The sequence below is a fragment of the Streptomyces sp. NBC_01237 genome, assembly GCF_035917275.1.
Classification (GTDB): Bacteria; Actinomycetota; Actinomycetes; order Streptomycetales; family Streptomycetaceae; genus Streptomyces.
Genome location: NZ_CP108509.1, coordinates 662241 through 679100 on the forward strand (window position 1 = coordinate 662241; position 16860 = coordinate 679100).

General features: G+C 68.2%; 14 protein-coding genes and 3 pseudogenes. 8 read left to right on the plus strand and 9 right to left on the minus strand.

Features of this window, described 5'->3' with window-relative positions; all coding sequences use genetic code 11:
* Positions 1-24 precede the first annotated feature (24 nt).
* Complete coding sequence (locus OG251_RS39485; RefSeq protein WP_326682085.1) at positions 25-1848, plus strand: glycoside hydrolase family 15 protein; 1824 nt, start codon at positions 25-27, stop codon at positions 1846-1848.
* Positions 1849-1969: 121 nt separating this feature from the next.
* Here OG251_RS39485 and OG251_RS39490 read toward each other — a convergent pair whose 3' ends face one another.
* Positions 1970-2737 (minus strand): transposase, encoded by a 768-nt coding sequence (locus tag OG251_RS39490; RefSeq protein ID WP_326682086.1) that lies wholly within the window; start codon positions 2735-2737, stop codon positions 1970-1972.
* 45 nt (positions 2738-2782) lie between these two features.
* On the opposite strand from OG251_RS39490, the gene OG251_RS39495 reads away from it, so the two are divergent.
* Positions 2783-3100, plus strand: a complete 318-nt coding sequence (locus tag OG251_RS39495; RefSeq protein ID WP_326682087.1) for a DUF6221 family protein — start codon at positions 2783-2785, stop codon at positions 3098-3100.
* 199 nt (positions 3101-3299) lie between these two features.
* On the opposite strand, the gene OG251_RS39500 is transcribed toward OG251_RS39495, so the two are convergent.
* Positions 3300-4091: an IS5 family transposase gene (locus tag OG251_RS39500; protein WP_442818475.1), complete on the minus strand. Its 792-nt coding sequence runs from the start codon at positions 4089-4091 to the stop codon at positions 3300-3302.
* Between the two features lie 80 nt (positions 4092-4171).
* A complete protein-coding gene (locus OG251_RS39505) occupies positions 4172-5314 on the minus strand; it encodes an alpha/beta hydrolase (protein ID WP_326682089.1) in 1143 nt (380 codons plus the stop codon).
* A gap of 346 nt (positions 5315-5660) precedes the next feature.
* On the opposite strand from OG251_RS39505, the pseudogene OG251_RS39510 reads away from it, so the two are divergent.
* A pseudogene (locus OG251_RS39510) lies at positions 5661-6388 on the plus strand (IS5 family transposase); the annotation flags it as partial.
* 22 nt (positions 6389-6410) lie between these two features.
* On the opposite strand, the pseudogene OG251_RS39515 reads toward OG251_RS39510, so the two are convergent.
* Positions 6411-6515: pseudogene (locus tag OG251_RS39515) on the minus strand (glycine cleavage system protein H); the annotation flags it as partial.
* Between the two features lie 121 nt (positions 6516-6636).
* Here OG251_RS39515 and OG251_RS39520 point away from each other — a divergent pair.
* Positions 6637-7320 (plus strand): annotated as a pseudogene (locus OG251_RS39520) (IS5 family transposase); the annotation flags it as partial.
* Here the strand turns inward: OG251_RS39520 and OG251_RS39525 are convergent.
* The 4 genes from OG251_RS39525 to OG251_RS39540 all read right to left on the minus strand — a co-directional run bounded on the left by OG251_RS39525 (position 7300) and on the right by OG251_RS39540 (position 11304).
* Entirely contained in the window at positions 7300-7821 is a 522-nt protein-coding gene (locus OG251_RS39525; RefSeq protein WP_326682090.1) for a hypothetical protein, read from the minus strand. The pseudogene OG251_RS39520 and the gene OG251_RS39525 overlap by 21 nt on opposite strands.
* 309 nt (positions 7822-8130) lie before the next feature.
* Positions 8131-9897, minus strand: a complete 1767-nt coding sequence (locus tag OG251_RS39530) for a phosphatidylglycerol lysyltransferase domain-containing protein (RefSeq protein WP_326682091.1) — start codon at positions 9895-9897, stop codon at positions 8131-8133.
* A 103-nt stretch (positions 9898-10000) separates the two neighbouring features.
* Positions 10001-10933, minus strand: a complete 933-nt coding sequence (locus OG251_RS39535; protein ID WP_326682092.1) for a M56 family metallopeptidase — start codon at positions 10931-10933, stop codon at positions 10001-10003.
* On the minus strand, positions 10930-11304 hold the full coding sequence (locus OG251_RS39540) for a BlaI/MecI/CopY family transcriptional regulator (protein ID WP_326682093.1): 375 nt from the start codon (positions 11302-11304) through the stop codon (positions 10930-10932). The genes OG251_RS39535 and OG251_RS39540 overlap by 4 nt, the downstream gene beginning before the upstream one ends.
* Positions 11305-11421: 117 nt before the next feature.
* Between OG251_RS39540 and OG251_RS39545 the strand changes: the two genes are divergently transcribed.
* From OG251_RS39545 to OG251_RS39555, 3 genes are read left to right on the plus strand one after another with little or no spacing between them, the layout of a single operon-like run.
* The gene (locus tag OG251_RS39545) at positions 11422-12090 is read left to right on the plus strand and encodes a DedA family protein (RefSeq protein ID WP_326682094.1); all 669 of its coding nucleotides are present in this window, start codon (positions 11422-11424) and stop codon (positions 12088-12090) included.
* A complete protein-coding gene (locus OG251_RS39550; RefSeq protein WP_326682095.1) occupies positions 12090-12695 on the plus strand; it encodes a phosphatase PAP2 family protein in 606 nt (201 codons plus the stop codon). Before OG251_RS39545 ends, OG251_RS39550 begins: the two co-directional genes overlap by 1 nt.
* Positions 12692-13051: a hypothetical protein gene (locus tag OG251_RS39555; RefSeq protein WP_326682096.1), complete on the plus strand. Its 360-nt coding sequence runs from the start codon at positions 12692-12694 to the stop codon at positions 13049-13051. Before OG251_RS39550 ends, OG251_RS39555 begins: the two co-directional genes overlap by 4 nt.
* A gap of 569 nt (positions 13052-13620) precedes the next feature.
* Here OG251_RS39555 and OG251_RS39560 read toward each other — a convergent pair.
* Positions 13621-15033, minus strand: a complete 1413-nt coding sequence (locus OG251_RS39560) for a ricin-type beta-trefoil lectin domain protein (RefSeq protein ID WP_326682097.1) — start codon at positions 15031-15033, stop codon at positions 13621-13623.
* 292 nt (positions 15034-15325) lie between these two features.
* Here OG251_RS39560 and OG251_RS39565 point away from each other — a divergent pair, with 292 nt between their 5' ends.
* Positions 15326-16789 (plus strand): DUF6056 family protein, encoded by a 1464-nt coding sequence (locus OG251_RS39565; protein WP_326682098.1) that lies wholly within the window; start codon positions 15326-15328, stop codon positions 16787-16789.
* The last annotated feature ends 71 nt before the right edge of the window (positions 16790-16860 follow it).

Below are 16860 nucleotides of genomic sequence, written 5' to 3' on the forward strand. Positions count from 1 at the left end.
CCTCGCTCGGCAGGCAGGACTGACGTGAGTACGCGCCCGATCGGTGACTACGCACTGCTGTCGGACTGCCGTTCGGCCGCGCTGGTGTCCACGGCAGGTTCGGTGGACTGGCTGTGCTTGCCGCGCTTCGACAGCCCGGCGGTCTTCGCCCGTCTGCTCGACGAGGAGGCCGGGCACTGGACGATCCGGCCTTGTGAACCGAGTGAGGTCAGCCGCCGCTATGTACCCGAGACCCTGGCGCTGGAGACCACCTTCCATACTTCCTCGGGCACGGTGGTTCTCCTCGACGCACTCGCGATGGGACACCGCGAGCGCGGTCACGCGCTGGGGGCGTCCTCCCCCGGCGTGCTGCTGCGCCAGATCACCTGCACCAGTGGATCGGTGACGGTGGAGACCAGCTTCGCGCCCCGCCCGGAGTTCGGCCTCGTTCACCCGGTGATGTCCCTCGTACGTGGCGGACTCAGCGCGTACGGAGGCGCACAGCGTCTCGTGCTGTCCGCACCGCTCCCGCTGCGGACCGAAGGCGCGACCGCGCACGGGGAGACCGTACTGAGGGCGGGCCAGCGGATCGGGTTCGCGCTGTCGTCCCTGCCTGCCTGGGGCGAGGCGAAACCGGAATCCTGGCGAGGCGGGCGCATCCACCGTCGCCTGAACGACACGATCAAGGGGTGGAGGTCTTGGACGGGGATCCATCAGGGCTATCAAGGCCGGTGGAGGGACGAGGTTGCCCACAGCGGGCGCGTGCTGCAAGCACTGACCTTCACACCCACCGGCGCCATCGTCGCGGCCGCCACCACATCCCTCCCGGAAAGCATCGGAGCCGACCGCAACTGGGACTACCGCTACACCTGGGTCCGCGACGCCAGCTTCACCCTCCAGGCCCTGTCCACCTCCGCCTGCGACAAGGAGAAGGCCGCCTACTTCGGATTCCTCGCCCAGGCCGCAGCAACCCAGCTGGAACGAGGCATCGACCTGCAGGTAATGTACGGCATCGGCGGCGAAAGAGACCTCAGCGAACGCACCCTGCCCCACCTCTCGGGATGGCGGGGCAGCACACCGGTCCGCACCGGCAACGACGCCTGGCGCCAGCACCAACTCGACGTCTACGGCGAACTGCTCGACGCCGCACACCAGACCCACCCCCGCACCGAGTGGTTCGACCAGCCCACCCGCAACTTCCTCCTCCAGGCCGCCGAGACCGCTGCTCGACGCTGGAACGAGCCCGACCAGGGGATTTGGGAAGTGCGAGGTCCCAGCCGCCACTTCCTCTACTCGAAACTGATGTGCTGGGTCGCCCTGGACCGGGCCATCGACCTCGCGCCCGCTCTCGGCGCGACCGAACGCGTCACCGCCTGGCGGCAAACCCGACAGACAATTCGAACAGCCATTGAAACCGAAGGGTGGAACCCCCGCCTCGGCGCTTTCACCCAAGCGTTCGGATCAAGCGAGCTCGACGCCTCAGCCCTCATGCTTCCCCTCGTCGGATTCCTTCCCGGCGACGACCCTCGCATCCGCGCCACGGTGTCCGCGGTCGCGGACCAGCTGTCGGACACACGCGGACAGGTACGTCGCTACCTCCAGGACGATTTCGTGTCCGACGAGGGGGCGTTCCTTCTCTGCACCTTCTGGCTCGCCCACGCCTTGGCTCTGATCGGCGAGGTGCAACGCGCCCGCACAGTCTTCGAAACCGCCCTCACCTGCGCCAACGACGTCGGCCTCCTCGCCGAAGAGATCTCCCCCACCTCCGGGGAGGCCCTTGGAAACTATCCCCAGGCATTCAGCCACATCGGCCTCATCAACGCGGCACGGGCCATCCACCACGCCGAACAGGCAGGACAAAGCCGTTGATGTCGTGTCACTCAGGTTCGGGAAGGGCGAGCCCTTTAGGTAGCGAGCAGTCCCAAAGTCCTGTCCCGTAAATGATCTCTGAGCCGTGTGGACGTGGTCGGTGACCAACTCGACTGCTCGTCTATCCGGCGAGGTTGAGGTTGTGCAGGCGGGCGATTCCGAGCATGGCGTGGTGGACGCCGTCGCCCTTGAGGCGGCAGTCGCGGAGGATCTTCCAGGTCTTCATGCGGGCGAAGACATGCTCGACGCGGGCGCGGACCTGTTTGCGGGACTTGTTGTGGGCCTGTTTCCAGTCGGGCAGCTCTTCGCCTTTGCGGCGTCGGTGGGGCATGACGAGCCCGGTGCCCGGATAGCCGCCGTCGGCGATCGTCATCGTCTTGCCGACGGCAGCCTTCGCGCCGGACTCCTCCCACGCCTTGCAGTCGTTGCGGTTGCCGGGCAGTGGCCGGCCGACCAGCACGACGAGCCGGGTGTCAGCGTCGATGACGACCTGGTGGTTGGTGGAGTACCGGTAGTTCTTGGACTGCTCGGCGATGGTGTGATCGCGGGTGGGCACCAGAGTGCCGTCCACGATGAGCACGGTGTCCTTGCGGAATCGCTTGCGGGGCTGCAGCGCGAGCGACGGGCCGAGGTCATCGATGATTCGGTCGGCCGCGGACTTCGAGATCCCGAAGAGCGGGGCAAGCTGGCGCAACGTGAGGTTCGTGCGCCAGTACGCCGCGACAAGCAGCACCCGGTCTTCCAGCGGAAGGGACCACGGGCGGCCCTTGCGCACCGGATCCGCACCCTCGCGGCGCAGTTCAGTCACCAACCTGCCGAAGACACGCGGGCTCAGCCCCGTGAACGGGGTTATCCAGGACGACTCCCACGCCGTGATCACACCAGACACCACAAGATCGTTTCATGGTGCTGGCACAACGTCGAGAATGCTCCCATGACTGAAAAGCTGGTGAAGTTTCTCAAGGCGCGGCTCGACGAGGAGGCCGACTTGGCCCGACGCTGCGACGGCGACGGATGCGGGGAATGGTCTGCCCACGGACACACGGTCGACTTCTGCCAGGTTGACCTCTCCGGATTCCACCCCACGATTGCTCTGCATGTGGCACTGCACGACCCGGCCCGCGTCCTGCGCGAGGTCGAAGCCAAGCGGCGCATCCTGGCCCGTCACGCCCGCGACCCCTGGCCGTGCCACGACCTACGCGACCTTGCCTTGCCTTACGCCGACCATCCTGACTTCCCCGCACGGGCCTGAAGCCGGGCAGCACACAAGCAGAGGACCCAGCAAGGCCGCGTGCTGGACCGCGCGTCGCCCTCTGAAGATCGTGTTTACGGGACAGCCCTTAGGGGTTGCAGAACAATAAGTTGCGCACTCTCGCTCTTGACACCGCAGCTCATGCACGGTGTTCGACAGCAAGTTGATGATCTGCAATCCCTTAGAGCTCGTAACACGATCATGATCGTGCCTTCTTGAGGCGTCTGAAGCAGATCAGGCTGCAGGCGAGGGAGACGAAGGCGTCGTGAAGTTCGGTGCGGCGTTCCCAGCGCACGGCGAGCCGCTTGAACTGGTGGAGTAGGGCGAAGGTCTGCTCGACGACGTAGCGGAGCTTGCCGATGCCCTTGATGTTCGGTGATCCCTTGCGTGAGATGACAGGCAGGATTCGTCGGTTCCGCAGTGCGTCGCGGTGGGCGTTGGAGTCGTAGCCCTTGTCCCCGAGCAGGGATTCAGGTCGACGGCGGGGGCGGCCGGGGTGTCCCGCGACGGGCGGGATGCCCTCGACCAGGGCGAGGGTCTGGGTGACGTCGTTGACGTTCGCCGCGGTCGTGATGACCTTCAGTGGGGTGCCGCGTCCGTCGCAGATGAGATGGTGCTTGCTGCCTGTCTTCCGCCGGTCGACCGGCGACGGACCGGTGTCGGCGCCCCCCTTTTTTGCGCGGATGTGAGAACCATCCACGCAGGCCCGCGACCAGTCGAGCTCGCCGGCCGCGTTCAGCTCGGCGAGCAGGGCCCGGTGCAGCCGGTCGAAAGCTCCTGCCTTCTGCCACCGGTCCAGTCGGCGCCAGCACGTCTGCCCCGACCCGAAGCCCAACTCCAACGGCAGGAGTTGCCAGGCTATGTCGTTATAGAGAACGAACAGAATGCCCTGTGGACAGAGCCGGTCCGACACCGGCCGAGGCCCCGGGGACCGCTCTGGCCACGGCGGCAACAACGGCTCGATCAATGCCCACAACTCATCGTCCACGATCCACGGTCGAGTGCCCACACCATCACGAACGGCCGAACCATCACTCCGGTAACGCCCAACCAGCCCACAGCAACTCCGTGTTACGTGTTCTCAGGCCGGTTCTTCCGGGCCGTCGCCCACGCGGCGAAGTCCTCGACGCCGCCGATGAGCGCCTCGAACCGGAATGAGTGGAAGAGGTCGAAAGCGTGGTGGGCGCCCGGTAGTTCGGCGTACACGACCGGCGAGGTGGAGACCGATTCCAGAGCGGTGACAAGGGCCCTGGGGTTCTCCGTGTCTACCAGCTCGTCCAGGTCCCCGTGCGCGATGAGGAATGGTGGTGCATCCGTCCGGACGAGGTTGACCGGCGAGGTCGCTGGGTCGCCGTCGAAGTATTCCGCGAGAAAACCGTTGAGCACGACGGCCGCGGTCACGGAGGTGTCTGCCTCCTCGAACCCGGGCTGGTAGGCCGGTTCATTGGGGGTGAGTGCTGCCTGAGCCGCCATGTGCCCACCCGCGGAGCTCCCCGCCACGAACACGGCGGCCGCAGGCGCCGCGCCGTACTCCGCTGCGTGTTCGCGCGCCCAGGCGATGACCTTCTTCGCGTCGATCAGATGGGCGGGATGCGGGAACTCGGGGCGCAGCCGGTAGTTGGCGCTGATGCAGACCCAGCCCTGGCTGGCGAGCCGGTAGAGCAGGGGCAGCGACTGAGTGTTCTTCCGGCCCTGGTCGTAGTGGCCACCATGGAAGTGGATCATTACGGAGCCGCCTTCGGGGCGTGAGCGGTGGTGGTAGACGTCGAGGAGGTTGCGACGGCCTGCGTCTCCGTAGCTGAGGTTGCTTACCCGCTTGACGTCGCGGCGGCGGCGAAAGACGGGCCTGAGCAGGATGCGGGCCAGCGGTGGCCGGCGGTGCGTCCCCGTCCCGACGCCGAGCGCGTCGTCCAAGGCGACACGCACCACGGACGCCGCCCGCATTCCGCGCAGGGTGATCACCACAAGCCCGGCAGCCGCGGCCCCTGCCACCCCAACGTTCACCCGGTCGAAGGTCGTGGTGATGTCGCCCTCGGAGAAGGCCAGTGCTGTCGAGGCCACCAGCGCGTAGAGAGCGACGTGCGGGATCTCGTTGAAGACCAGGCCGAGCCGGTAGCTGAAGTAGAAGAGCGGTTTCGGCCCGCGTATGCGAACCAGACAGAACATCACGATTAGCACGGCCAACACCACGGTCACCAGATAGCCCACAGCCACCACAACACCCCGTTCGACACTCGCCCAGACAAACCCCTTCTGTGGTACCACGGTTGGAGGGACGGGGGAGGGCGAAGTGCGCGCTGCGGAGGTGCGCTTGCGGTAGCTGCCCGCCCAGGCCCCAGGCGAGGCGCAATGGTGGGGGGGGCACGGTTCGATCAGCACCCAGAGCTCATCGTCCAGGGTCGAGTACCCACACCCTCAAAACGGCCAAATCGCCTCACCGGCGACGCCTCACCTGCACACTTCAGCAAGATCGTGTTACGAGTTCTTAGCCCGCACCGTTCGGGAAGGGGCCGTCGGAAAAGGACTCGAACCACGAGCACCTCGCCGGCGGCCTACTTCACACCGTCTGTGGTCGGCCGACGGGACTTGGGAGCGTCTGCTCCAGCAGGTCCAGGCCGAGGCCGACGCGGTTGGGGGGATCGACTGGGACATCTCTGTCGACTCCACCGTCGTGCGTGCGCATCAGCATGCGGCCGGCGCCCGCACCGGCCCCCGCTTCAAAGGGGGCCGCGAAGGCAGAACACCAGGACGAGACGCCGTGGCAGAGTTTTCACGGCCGCTTGGTGGAGGTGGTGCGGGAGGCGAGGGCTTGGGCCGCTCGCGGGGCGGTTTCACCAGCAAAATCCACTTGAGCGCGGATGGCCGCTGCCGTCCGCTGTCCCTGGTCGTCACGCCAGGGCAGCAGGCGGACTGCACCCAGTTCAATCGGTGCTGGAGAAGATCCGGGTCCCCCGTCTCGGGCCGGGCAGGCCCCGCAAGAAGCCGGACAGCCTTGCTGCGGACAAGGCTTACAGCAACGGCCTCGTCCGCGACTACTTGCGGCGCCGAGGCGTCCGGCACACGATCCCGGAGAAGACCGACAGCCAGGCCGCCCGCCTACGCAAAGGCTCAGGCGGCGGGCGACCGCCCGCGTTCAACGAAGAGCGGTACAAGAAACGCAACACCGTCGAGCGGGCCATCAACAAGCTCAAGCACGCCAGAGCCGTCGCCACTCGATACGACAAGCGCGGCTACGTCTTCCTCGGCACCGCCACCGCAGCAGCCCTCGTCATCTGGCTCCGCACGTGATCGCCCGGACAAGTCCTAGCGCGTTGAGGGCGACGACCCTACCGGAGAGCGGCGCGAAGATCTCGGTTACCGCCTTGACCAACTCCACACTGCCGAATGCCTCCTCGGCCTCAAGCTGGGTGCACTCCCGAAAGACGGAGGGCTCTCGGTTCTGTCTGCCGCGCGTGGCCGGCCCGGAAGACGGTCAGAGCGATCGCCGTCGTGCCGAAGACCAGCGGCGCTTGTGGGCACGAAGAGCGCGGTCGGGTTGGGAAGCCGATGGCACATGGGCCAGGTTGCTTGAGCACGCGCAGGTCCGCGATGACGCGGTGGGCCGGATCGAGTGGGCCGTGTTGGTGGACTCCACCATCAATCGTGCCCACCAGTACGCCGCCGGCGCCCGCAAAAAGGGGAGCCTTGCGGGGACAAATTGGAGGATCCGCAACGCTCGGCGGCGCGGCAGGCTCTCGGCCGATCCTGAGGAGGGCTGACCACCAAGGTCCACCTGGCCGTCGACGGACGAGGCATGCCGCTGTCCATCGTCCTGACACCGGGAAACGTCAACGACTTTACGATGCTCGACGCACTCCTGGACGTCCTTTACGTCCCCGGTCCGGGATGGGCAAGGCCCCGACGCCGACCTGACCGGCTGCTGGCCGACAAGGCGTACTCCTCCCGGGCTCCGGGCCGGGCTCAGGCACCGTGGCATCAAGGCCACCATTCCCGAACGCTCCGACCAGGTCGGCAACCCGGGTCGAAGGGGCAGCGCCAACGGCCGCCGGGCCGCCTTCGACCGGGATGCATACAAGCACCGAACCGTCGTGGAACGCTGCTTCAGTCGGCTCAATCGTCTACGGGCCGTTGCCACACGGTTCGACAAGCTCGCCAGCCGCTACCGGGCGGGACTGCAGCTGAGTTCGCTCATCCTGTGGCTACGCGATCTGGTGCCGTGACCGTCGGGCGAACAGACTTCGCCGCCTGCGAGGTTGAGTCGTGAACGCCGTTTGCGGGACACCCAGTGCATCGAGCCGTGACATGAGCCGAACCTCTTGCTCCGATGTGACAGCGATCCACAGGGCTGTGCCCGTGTCGCTGGCGCTGAAGATCTCCCGACCCTGTCGCCACGCCTCGGCATGAATCGTGTAGGGAGCCAAGGCCAGAAGCACGTCGAACTGCGTGTCCGCGCGGACGTCGACGTCAATCCCCATACCAGGATCACCTATGGCAGACCGGGGGCCCTCGGCCACCTCGTTGGCGGCCATCGACAACCCCTGCTCGTATGCGGGCGTCACTTCCCGTGGCCAGGCGATATCGCTGTAGGCATCGACGTGAGCCGTCTCGATGCTGTCTCGCAGGACACAAAGCGCCTCACGGTGAACACGCACCACGTCTGCTGCCTCCAGGCCGTCTCGGAGGAACAGGTCTCGACGTGGTTCATCGGCTTCACTGGTCATACGGCCGAGCCTTTCACGCGCCGATGTCGTCCCTTTGAAGGGCCTGACCATTCGCGGCTGCGGCTGCCGTTGCGTTGTGGCCGCCCAGCTGACGACTTCTCTCACCCACAGCTTGATCAGTTGTCAGACGGGCATAGCCGGACAGGATCCGTGGCTCGGACGAGGCCTGCCCCTTACTGATTCTGGGCGGACTGGACGAGCACGATGAGCAGATCTGACGAGCGTCGGAGGGATCGCCCTTCATCCGGGGCAGCCCGCACGGTCGTGTGCAACGGTCCCTGCAGCGCCTGAGAGACGAGGCCGTCGTGTTCAGCGGTGGGACTCCAGGCGCCTGCGATGCAGCCACTTCGGCAGTGCGGGGGCTTCCAGGAACCCCTCGGCGCGGGCGCTCGCGATCCCGATCCGCAGCAGGTCGGTGCTCTGGGCGTACAGCAGGAAGCGGGGCTCCCAGATGGGCCGGTACTTGGCGTTGGCGCGGTAGAGCGACTCGATCTGCCACCAGCGGGAGAAGAACGTCAGCAGGGAGCGCCACAGCCGCAGCACCGGGCCCGCGCCGATCCGGGAGCCGCGTTCGAAGACCGCGCGGAACATCGCGAAGTTCAGCGAGATCTGGGTGATGCCGAGGTCGCCCGTGCGTCGGATCAGCTCCAGCACCATGAACTCGAACAGCCCGTTGTCCGATTTCCGGTCACGCCGCATGAGGTCCAGGGAGAGCCCGTCGCCACCCCATGGGACGAAGCTCAGCAGGGCACGCGGCCGTCCGTCGGCATCACGGCAGACGATTATTACGCAGCGCCCGTCCTGGGGGTCGCCGAGACGTCCCAGCGCCATGGAGAAACCGCGTTCCGTCGCCCCGTCGCGCCAGTCGTCGGCCAGTTCGGTCATCCGGGCCATCTCGTCCGGCGGCAGGTCCTCGTGACGGCTGATGCGAACGGTGTACCCGGCGCGTTCGACACGGTGGTGCGCCTGGCGGACACTCCGTATGGCTCGGCCCTCAAGAGTGAACTCATTGGTGTCGACGATGGCCTCGTCGCCCAGTTCCAGGGCGTTGAGGCCGTGGCGGGCGTAGACGGTGCCACCCTCTTCGCTCGCCCCGATCACGGAAGGTGTCCAGCCGTGCGCGCGGGCCTGGGCCAGCCAGCGGTCGATCGCTCCCGGCCATGCCTCCGGGTCGCCGATCGGATCGCCGGAGGCGAGCGAGACCCCGCTGACCACTCGGTAGGTGACGGCTGATTTGCCCGACGGCGACCAGATGACACTTTTGTCGCGGCGCATGGCGAAGTAGCCGAGGGAGTCCCGTTCGCCGTGACGGTCGAGCAGCGCACGCATGTCCCGCTGGTCCTCGTCGGTCAGCGGGTCGACGGTGCGGCGGGACCTGAACGCCGCGTACAGGACCAGCAGGATCAGTGCCGTGCTCATCAGGTTGATGAGGACATTGGCCCAGCCGGGGGTGACGATCCCCTCGAAGTGGACGTCGTCGTAGGTGAGCGAGAACATGCGGAGCACGCCGTAGTGCCAGCGTTCCGGGAAGTCGGAGCGCCCGGGGTCCGGGTCGGTGTTGCTCACGGAGACCATCGTGGCGGCGAGCAGGGAACCCACGGCCAGCCCGACCGCACCTACGGCGACCGCCAGTTTCGGATTGGCGCGATCGCCCTTCGCGGAGAACTCACGCCGCCCGGTGAGCAGGGCGACGACGAAGAGCGCGGTCAGCAGGACCGAGACCCAGTTCTGGGCGTGTTGCCGGTACACCGGCGACCCCAGGGCGAGGGCGGTCAGCACCAGCGTCAGCCCGGACACGGCGAGATTGAGGATCCAGGCCGCGCGTTTACGCCGCCGCATGGTGATCGCCAGAAACAGGGACAGAGCACCCGAGGAAAACCCGGCGGTCAGCAGATAGGGCGTGAAGTACTCGCCGTCACTGTGCCGCCGGATGTCGTTTCCGAAGGAGACCCACACAGCGCTGAGGAAGTTGACGAAGGTGACGGCACGCAAGTACCAGACCGCGAACGCATACGAACGCCGTGACCACCCGCGGTGATCCGTACCCGGCTCCCGACTCGCTCGAACACGCCCCATGGCGGCGACCCTAAAGGGCGCGGCGCGCGCGGACGCGCTCCGTCGGCACGGTGAACGGGTGGACCTGCCGTGGCTGGGCTACGTCCCTCTGGCAGATGTCCGGTCAGTCGTCCTGCGCCTCGCCCTGGGCGATCTCCACGTGGTGGTGCAGGTTTACGAGCCCGGTGGCGGTTCCGGCAACGCTGGCCGCGGAGCACGCGAGCAGCGCGCAGGCCGCCGCGACGGCCAGCCTGTTATGGGTGGCTGCTGGCTGGAGCAGGGCCTTTACGCGTTGCGGTACGGGGCCTCCCGCGGCTCCTGCGGCGAAGGCGGGGCGCGCGGCCCTGCCGGTCGTCCCGGCGAGGGCTGCTCGGCCGATGGCCCGCGCGGTCAGGTGCCGGTCGCCGACCGCGGCCGCGGCAGCTTCGTCGGCGACGCGTTCGACGGCGAGGCCAATGGCGCCGCGAAGTCCCCTCAGTGCGGGATGACAGCGGGTGGCGAGGTCGGCGGCGGCAAGAAAGTAGTGGTGGCGTCCGGCCAGGTGGGCCCGTTCGTGGGCGAGGAGGGCCTCGCGCTCGGGTCCGTCCAGGGCGCGCAGCATGCCGGCGGTCACCACGATCCGCCCCGGGTTCCCCGGAAGGGCGTAGGCATCGGCTTCTGGGCGGTCCAGGACGCTGAGGTCGCCTGCGGTGGGCGCGTTCTGCAGCTGTGCGTGCGCGGTGCGGTACTGGCGGAATTGGCGCAGGGCGGACCGGGTCATGGCGTACGCGCAGACAGCGAGGGCGCCGACGGCGAGTGCGGTCGCCGGATAGGCGACCACGGCGGGCGCGATGTCCAGGGGGTGGATCAGGTGGCCGAGGCGGGCCAGGGTGGACATGGTGAGCGCGCCGGCGAGGAGCAGGCCGCCGAGCGCGGCGAGCCAGCCGCCCGCCAGCGCGCACGCGGTCGCGGTCAGCGTCCACAGGGCGGCCGTCGGCCGAAGGTGCGGGCCGGCCCAGCGTGTGAGCGCCGGCGCTGCGAACGGCATCAGCAGCGGCACGAGCAGGGCGGCGGTCACCGCCCGCCACCGTCCTCCAGGAGGTCGCGCAGTATGCGTTCGTCCTCGGGTCCCAGGTCGGAGACGAACCGGGCCAGCACGCTCTGGCGGTCGGTGTCCTTGTCGAGCTCGTGGTGCATCCGCCGGGCGGTCAGGCCGTGGGCGTCCTGGACGGGGAAGTAGGCGAATCCGCGGCCGGAGCGTTCCCGGCCGACGGTCCCCTTCTCGAAGAGGCGGGACAGGATCGTGGTCACCGTCGTGCGGGCCAGTTCCTGAGGCAGGCTGCTCTGCACCTGTCCGGCGGTCCGGGGGCCGTCCGCGGCCCACAGTGTCGCGAGCACACCCGCCTCCAGCTCACCGGCCTTCCTGCGCTCGGCGGCGGCCTCGGTCATTACGTTCTCCTCATCTCCCGATCGTCTACAGTTCAGTAGACCGTCTACGTGATTGTAGTCGACCGGTTGTTCGGTCCGGATGTCCCCTGCCCGCATTCAGTGAGAGGCCACCCGCTCATGGCCCCACCCGTCCTCGCCGCTTCGTCGCTTGCGGTCAACCTGCTCGATGCCCAGTCGCTGCTGGCGACGTTCGGTGTCCTGGGCATCGCGGTGGTGATGTTCGCCGAGACGGGGCTGCTGGTCGGCTTCTTCCTGCCCGGTGACTCCCTCCTCTTCACCGCGGGCCTGCTGTGCGCGGGCACCGCTGACAAGGCCGCGACGCTGTCCCTGCCCTGGGTCCTCGCGGCTTCGGCGGCCGGCGCGCTGGCAGGCGCCCAGGCCGGATACCTCATCGGGCGCCGGGCCGGCGGAGCGGTCCTGTCCCGGAGCAGGTCCAAGCGCCTGCACGAGGGCGCCGAGCGCGCAAAGGAGCTGCTGGAGCGGTACGGGCACGCCAAGGCCATCGTGCTGGCCCGCTTCGTCCCGGTGGTCCGCACGGTCCTGAACCCGCTCGCCGGGGCGCTGAACATTCCGGCACGCGTCTTCACCTTGTGGCAGGTGGCCGGCGGCCTGGTCTGGACAGCCGGTCTGGTGCTGGCCGGCTACGCGCTCGGCTCCTCCCTCCCCAATGTCGACCGGTACCTGCTGCCGATCGTCGCCCTGATCGTCGCGGTGTCCCTGCTGCCTTTGGCGATCGAACTGCTCCGCTCCCGGCGGACCGGCAAGGACCAGAACGGATCTGCTTGATGACTCCCCCGTACGACGGCTCGGCCATCGACGGCCCCGTCTACCTCGACATCGTCGGCCTTGCCCACCGGTCCCCCGCCTGGGTCAACAGCCTGATCACCGGCTGGTCGGCCTACGGGCTGGGCATCTTCGCACTGCTCACGCTCGTCGCGTGGTGGAAGGCCCGCCGCGCGGGCACCCCGGCGGCCGTCACCGCCCTCGCCGTCCCCCTGGTCACCGTCCTCGCCTTCGGCGTCGACTCCCTGCTGAAACTCGCCGTCCGCGAGGACCGGCCCTGCCAGCAACTGGGCGTGGTCACCCTCGAAGCGTGCCCGGCGGCCGGTGACTGGTCCTTCCCCAGCAACCACGCCGCCCTCGCCTCCGCGGCAGCCTTCGCGCTGCTCCTCGTCTCACGCCGACTGGGCCTCATCGCCATCGCGGCGGCGCTCCTGATGGCCGCCTCCCGGATCTGGGTGGGCGTGCACTACCCGCACGACGTCCTCGTCGGGCTCGCCGTCGGCGCCCTCGTCGCCCTCCCCGCCACCTGGGCCGTGCGGCGCAAGCAGAACACGCTCGCAGCCCGGCTGAAGGACAGCCCGCTGCGCCCCCTGCTGGCCGCGGCGTGACCCGCCGCAGAGCCGCCCGCCTCCGCGGCGGGGCGGCCCTGGCCGCGGAGACAGCCTTCGCCCTGCTCGCCGTGGCGGTGCTCCACGCGCCGCACGGGCGGCTGCCCGGCGACGCTGTGCTGCACAGCTGGTCGCAGGCGCACCGGCCCGGTCCCGCCCTGGCCCTGTCGCGCCATCGGCACCGGGGTCATCCCTTCGCGGCGGTCGTCCTGGCGGGCCTGTCGTCGGCAGCACCATCAGGCAGCGCGTCACCACCGCACCCGGACCGTTCGGCAGTCGGTGCGCCTATCCTCAACCGGGCACTGGCCGTGCACGAATGGGGAGTTGAGACCGTGTGGTTCCCGTGTTCACTGTGATTCGCTCGTTGGAGTAGGAGCCCGAATGTGTTCCTGCGGCATCGCCACGAGGACGCTGTAGCCCTTCCTCGTGGCCTCCCGACCGGCTTAGAAATACCGGACAAGAAGTTTTCCCCACCTCCACCAGACGGCGAGTGCGCACCGCTTCCGGCCCAGATCTGCCAGGTTCGAGCCGGTGCAGTCGTTAAGAGACGTGAAGCGCCGGTTCCTCGCGTACTCCTCTCCATCCCGCTCGCCGCAACCGAACCATCTGGCAGTACTGACACGTCCGGGCGTTGTCAGGGCCGCTCCCGCCCTCCCCGTTATCATTCGGGTCAGGCTGCCCTCAGCTCCACCTCCCTGCTACGACAGGCAGCGGTGAAGGTCTCTCACCTTCACACGAATCACGGCGCAACTCGAAGACGATCCAGGCCCCAGAGGCCGCCGCGAGCCCTTTACCCGGCTGCGCGTTCGAGGGCGTGGGCGCCTTCTGTCCAACGTCCTCGACTCCGCATTCATCGCCCCCGACACCTGGCTTGCACCCCTGACGCAAGCATCCGTCGAGGCGTCAGCTCCGGAAGGAACCCCAGCTACGCGCCTGGCAGCGCGTCAGCCCCGTACCAGCGCAGTTCCGGTCGCAGAGGGGTGCACGGTCCCAGGGCCAGACGCGGGTTCCGGGCCGCCAGGTCGCCCTGGAACAGGCAGTGGCCACCGGATTCGATCCGCCCCTGCTTGTCCAGGCGCCATTCCTGCTGAGGACGGCCGTCGCACGGCGAAAGGGTGACCCGCTGCGAGTCGGCAGTGAGGCAGTGCCGACTGGTCCCCGACCTGATCGTTCCGCCGTGGATACGCCAGGACTGGCTGGCACTGCCGTCGCAGTCGAAGGTGCTCGCTTCCACGGCCGCGCCCGGCCTTCTCGGGCCACCCGCCGCACCGAGACAGCGCTCGTACCGCCCCGCTGGAATCGCCAGGCCCATCGCCGACACGATCTCTCCCGGCTGCGCCGCCCGGGGCTTCAGGGCGTACTCCCTGCGCACCCACTCCTGGTACTTCCCGCTCATGTAGTGGCCGGGCGGGCATGCTCTGGACTCGCACCCCTCACCGGTGCGATAGGACTGGAAGATCGCGTTCTTCTGCCGGGTCCGGACCGGGTCCAGGTTTTCGGGGAGACGGGACATTCCGTATCCGAGATACCCCTTCACCTCGGCCTGGACGCCTTCCGGAAGGCCGAACGCGGCGCGCCGGAAGTACCTGCCGGCCACTGCGTGGTCGCTGTGATCGGCGCCCGGCGTATACGTGTGTCCGAAGGCGGTGTTGTCGTAATCGAGAGTGAGGACGCGCTTGATTCCGTCCCGCCGGGCGAGAGCGGTGAGTGAATCGACGAGTTGCCGCTCCGTATAACTCTGCGTCCTGTCCACCGGCCGAATCGTCCGGATCTCGCCGCGGAAGAGTTTCAGGAGGCTCTGGTGGGAGTACCCCGGGTACCCGCGGCCGTCCGGATTTCCGTCGGGAAGCCTGAGGAAGGAGAGCCGTACACCGGTCTTGCCGTTCAAGGTGAAGGACGCGATGGTGCGGGCGCCCAAGTGGAGGTCGTCCCGCGTCCAGCGGTCCGGGAGGCCCGCCATTTCCGCGTACGCCGCTCGAACACCCTCTTCCCTGCTCTGTACGTGGTCGCCACCGGCGTATGCCCGGCCGGCGTCCCCAGCAGTCAGATAGACCGTGCTGAACGCGCATCGCGGCCCGATGGCCTGCTGGATGTCCGGATTGATGAACAGCAGATCGTCGTCCTCGTGCGCCACGCCCACCATCGTGCGCGCACAGACACGGGAACCGCTGCGGGCACCCGGCCCGTCGAGGAGCGCGGGAGCGTGTCCGGCGGCCACACCGGCAGGCCGGTCGAGCAACGGCAGGAGAAGCAGACCCATCGCCAGGCACGGCGCACTCCAGCGCAGGAGCGCCGCACGGGTCCTGACCGCTTTCTTCTTCCCATCCGCATGTGCCACACCCATCCTGGCCCTCCGGTTCCTCGCTCGCCCGGACGCCTCCGCGGCGGCACCCGACCATGCGGTCGATGCTCCACAACACCCCTCGTCCCCACCAACCACCGGGCCGGGCCGTCACCCACGTGATCTCGAAAAGCGCACCGGAATCGGCCGTTCGCGTTGCCTTGAACACAGACATCGCGTGTGCGGAACCCTGGTCGCCGAACCATTGAGGTACTGCGGACACGAAGGAAAAGTGGGCGGCGCCAGGGGATTTCGGTTCGCCGGTGGCCGATCGAGGACGGATTCCGCAGTGGCAGAAGCAGAGCAGCCGACGTACAGGAACGGCCCCGGCTCCCGGGGGTTCCGGACCGTGCCGTGGACGTACGTCCTGTGTCTGTTCCCGTTGGGCCTGATCGCGCTGGCCTCCTGGTTCGCACGGTGGGTGCGGCTGAGCGGCGATGACTGGTGTTTCCTCCCGGTCATCCGTGATCACGGACTCTCCGGGATGGTCGGCAAGTTCTACGTCCATGACAACGGACGGATCATGAACGGTGCGCTGGTCTGGCTCTACGGCAGGTTCGGCGTCGCGGGGCACCAGTGGTTCGCCCCGCTCAGTGCCGTGTTCGTACTGGGGGTTCTGTGGGCCGTGACCACGCTGGCGCTGCGCCGGGCCGCGTCGACGGTCCCGCGCGGGATGCCTCTTCTTGTGGCGTCCATGGTGACAGTGGTGTTCCTGCTGGGGTCGCCCAACACGTACAAGACGTTCTACTGGCCCGCGGCATCCGTCTCGCACACCCTGCCCCCGGTCCTCGCCTGCGCGGCCGTCATCCCGCTCCTTGCCGCCCGGTCGCGCGGGGGCCGGGCCGTCGCGCTGACCATCAGCCTGCTCATCGCTCTCTGTATCGGAACGCTCTCGGAGCAGACCACGGTCGTCGTGATGGTGGTGCTGCTCGCCGCACTCGTGCTGACCTTCCGGATGCCGGGCGGGCATCAGCGCCGTCGGCTGCAAGTGTGGTGCGCGGTCGGCCTGGCCGGAACAGTGGCCGGCGCCGTGATCCTGGTGACGTCTCCGGGCTCGCGGCACCGGCGGGGCCGGTTCAGTGCCGCGGAGGGCACCTCGCTGATCGCCCCGGATTCACTGGCCGGGGCCGCCCGCGGCTTCACGCACATCATGATCGACACGTTCTCCGCGTGGCAGTACCTCGGTGCGCTCGCCGCCGGCGTCCTGCTCGGCCTGGTCATACGCGGCCCCGGCGGGACCCCGCCGAACTCACCGCACCGTCCGGTCCTGCTGGTATGCGCAGGCGCCGTCACGTTCCTTGTCAGCGGCTACCTCGCCACGCTCGCCGCATACCCCGTCTTCCGCGCCGGTGTGGTGGCCTCCACCCGGCTGTGGAACGACTTCCTCTTCCTGTACATCGTGCTGCTGACCGCCCTCGGCATACTCCTCGGGCAGGCACTCCAGGGACTCCAGCGGCGCGTCGGCGTCATGTGCTGGGGCGCCGCGGTGGTGTGTGCCGGCACATGTATCGGCCTCGTACCCCCGCTCGTCCACCTCGGGGACCAGATGCAGGTGCGGGCGCACAACTGGGAACGGCAGGACCAATGGATCCGTGCCCGGGTCGCGCACGGAGCGAAGACCGTCCCCTACACACCGACACCGATCGCCAAAATGACGGAACCGTTCGGCAACGGGAAGCGAAGCTGGTCGACGGCCTGTGTGGCCGACTACTACGACGTGAAACGCGTGGACCACTCACCACGGCACCCCTGACAGGCAAGTTCCTGGCGGCAGCCTCCACCAGGAGCGCGGCCAGCCAGGGATCATCCGGCGTTTGGTCCCTG